Origin of the sequence: Klenkia sp. PcliD-1-E, assembly GCF_024124375.1 — a bacterium.
Classification (GTDB): domain Bacteria; phylum Actinomycetota; class Actinomycetes; order Mycobacteriales; family Geodermatophilaceae; genus Klenkia.
In genome coordinates this window covers 1-2,637 of sequence record NZ_JAMXRZ010000221.1, presented here as the reverse complement: position 1 = coordinate 2,637, position 2,637 = coordinate 1, and the positions used below count along the sequence as shown (strand labels likewise).

General features: G+C 77.4%; 4 protein-coding genes. 2 read left to right on the top strand and 2 right to left on the bottom strand.

The features are described from left to right. Positions 1-106 precede the first annotated feature (106 nt). Complete coding sequence (locus NH342_RS22625; protein WP_253018571.1) at positions 107-1,027, top strand: aldose 1-epimerase family protein; 921 nt, start codon at positions 107-109, stop codon at positions 1,025-1,027. On the opposite strand, the gene NH342_RS22620 is transcribed toward NH342_RS22625, so the two are convergent. After that, the gene (locus tag NH342_RS22620; protein ID WP_253018569.1) at positions 1,017-1,898 is read right to left on the bottom strand and encodes a cobalamin-binding protein; all 882 of its coding nucleotides are present in this window, start codon (positions 1,896-1,898) and stop codon (positions 1,017-1,019) included. The two genes, NH342_RS22625 and NH342_RS22620, sit on opposite strands and share 11 nt — an antisense overlap. A 29-nt stretch (positions 1,899-1,927) precedes the next feature. On the opposite strand from NH342_RS22620, the gene NH342_RS22615 reads away from it, so the two are divergent. After that, positions 1,928-2,326, top strand: coding sequence for a TIGR03618 family F420-dependent PPOX class oxidoreductase (locus tag NH342_RS22615; RefSeq protein WP_253018567.1), 399 nt, complete (start codon positions 1,928-1,930; stop codon positions 2,324-2,326). Between the two features lie 23 nt (positions 2,327-2,349). Here the strand turns inward: NH342_RS22615 and NH342_RS22610 are convergent. Further along, on the bottom strand, positions 2,350-2,637 hold a 288-nt coding region (locus NH342_RS22610), incomplete at its 5' end, for a LytR C-terminal domain-containing protein (RefSeq protein WP_253018565.1).

Genomic DNA, 2,637 nt, shown 5'->3' with positions numbered 1-2,637 from the left:
AGGGCCTGGGCGGCCTCGCTGGTGCCGACCGGGCCGACCTCGGCGCGGGTACGGTCGCGCGGCCCGCTGTCGGCGCTCGCCGACCCACCGACCACCGGGAGACGCCGTGACCAGCCCCGCCCCGACCGGCACCCAGCACGAGCTCGTGTCCGGCGACGTGCGCGCCGTCGTCACCGAGGTCGGTGGTGGGCTGCGCGAGCTCACCGTCGGCGGCCGACCCCTGGTGGTGGGCTTCCCGGGCGGTTCCCCGCGCCCGCTGTTCCGGGGGTCGGTGCTCGCGCCGTGGCCGAACCGGGTGGGCGACGGCCGGTACACCTTCGGCGGCTCGGAGCAGCAGCTGGCGGTGACCGAACCCGATCGCGGCAACGCGCTGCACGGCCTCGTCTGCTGGAGCCCCTGGCGGGTGCTCGACCGCTCGGCCAGCACGCTGCGCCTGGGCGTGCGCGTGTGGCCGCAGCAGGGCTGGCCCCACGTGCTGGACGTCGAGGTGGGCTACGAGCTCCTGGCCACCGGGCTGCGGTGGTCGGTCGAGGGCCGCAACGTCGGCTCCGACCCGGCCCCGTGGGGCAGCTCCGTGCACCCCTACCTGGTCGCCGGGCGCGGCCGGGTCGACGACTGGGAGCTGCAGCTGCCGGCCGACCGGGTCCTCTCCGTCGACGACGCGCGGCTGCTGCCCACCGGACTGGTCGACGTCGCGGGCAGCGACCTGGACTTCCGCACCCGGCGCTCGTTGCGCGGCGTGGCGGTCGACCACGCCTTCACCGGTCTCGCCACCGCCGACCGGGCCACCGCCAGGGTCTGGGGTGCCGACGGGTCAGGGGTGGCGATGCACTGGTCGCCGGCCCAGCTGCCCTGGGTGCAGGTGCACACCGCCGACCGCCCCGAGCCCGCCCTCGACCGGGTCGGACTGGCGGTCGAGCCGATGACCTGCCCGCCGGACGCCTTGCGCTCGGGCACCGACCTGGTGGTCCTGGCGCCGGGTGCGTCCCATGCCGCAGCGTGGGAGATCGAGGCGCTCAGCCGCTGACCCGCGCGACCGCCGCCGAGGGCGGGACGGCACCGGGGTGCAGCAGCGAGGCGATCGCCTCCACCCCGTCCACCAGCCGGGGCCCGGGCCGGACGACCAGCCCGTCGGCGTCGATCGCCCACACGGTGCGGCCGGGCAGCGCGGCGACCACGTCCCGGGCCTGCTGCACCGCGGCGTCCAGGCCGTAGCCGCAGGGGGCGACGAGCACGACGTCCGGGTCGGCGGCCTCGACCGCGACCCAGGTGGTGGGCACGCTGCGGGAGCCGCTGGCCGCGCCGACCGGGTCGCCCCCGGCGGCCGTGACGAGGTCGGGGACCCAGTGCCCGGCGGTGAACGGCGGGTCGGTCCACTCAACCACGGCCACCCGCGGCCGGGGCCGACCCGCCACCGCGGCGGCGACGGCGTCCAGCCGGGCGCGCAACCCGGCCACCACCGCGGCGGCCCGCTGCGGCACCCCGGTGCGCTCGCCGACGACGGTGATCGTGGCCAGCACGTCCGCGAGCGTGTGCGGGTCGAGGGTGAGCACGTCGGCGGCGGTGCCGAGGTGGGCCAGCGCGTCGCGCACGGAGCCGGCGGGGAGCGCGCAGACCTGGCAGAGGTCCTGGGTGAGGACCAGGTCGGGGGCGAGGTCGGCCAGCGCCCCGGCGTGCAGGGTGTAGAGGTCCTCCCCCGCGGCGACCCGGGCCCGCACCGCGGCGTCGACCTCGCCGGGGGTAAGCCCGCGGGTGTCCAGCCCGCCGACCACGACGGTCGCGCGCTCCCGGACACCCGGGGGGTGGTCGCACTCGTGGCTGACGCCGACCAGGTCGCCGGCGAGACCGAGGGCGGCCACCACCTCGGTGGCCGAGGGCAGCAGCGAGACCAGGCGCACGCCCCGACGGTAGGCCGTAGCGTCGGGTCATGGACCTCCCCGCCGGCCTGCTCGAGCTGCTGCGCACCCCCGCACCGTGCTTCGTCGCGACCCTGATGCCCGACGGCTCACCGCAGATGACGCAGACCTGGGTCGACGCCGACGACGAGGGCCGGATCCGGGTCAACTCCGTCGCCGGGTTCCAGAAGGTGCGCAACGTCGAGCGCGACCCCCGGGTCGCGCTGAACATCGCCGACCCGGCCGACCCGTCCCGTTACTTCGGGGTCCGCGGTCGGGTCGTGGACATCACCACCGAGGCCGCGGTCGAGCACATCGAGGCGCTGGCGCAGAAGTACCTCGGCGGTCCCTACCCCTGGTACGGCGGCCGCGACCAGCAGCGGGTGATCATGACGATCGAAGCGGGGTCGGTGCACTCCCCGCAGGGCTGAGCGCGGCCCGGGCACCCCGCCGGTCAAGCCCCGGCGGCGCAGTCGGGCAGCGCATCGGCGGCGGTCAGCAGGTCGGCGGTGCGGTCGTCGGCCGCGGTTCCCGGGCCCAGCACCAGGGTCACGTGCTCGACCTCTGCGTCGCGGGCCAGCTCGGGCAGCCCGAGCGCACCAGCCAGCCAGGCCGCCCCGGCGTCGCCGGCCGGGCCCTCGACCGCACCCGTGCCGCCGTCCGAGACCGTCACCGTTCCGACGGTCAGCCCGGCCGCGGCCAGGTCGGCGGCCAGCTCGTCCGCCGCGCCGGGCGTGCCGGT

Excerpts from the sequence above, each read along its gene's own strand:
- NH342_RS22615 (WP_253018567.1), top strand. The coding sequence starts at position 1,928 with ATGGACCTCCCCGCCGGCCTGCTCGAGCTGCTGCGCACCCCCGCACCG.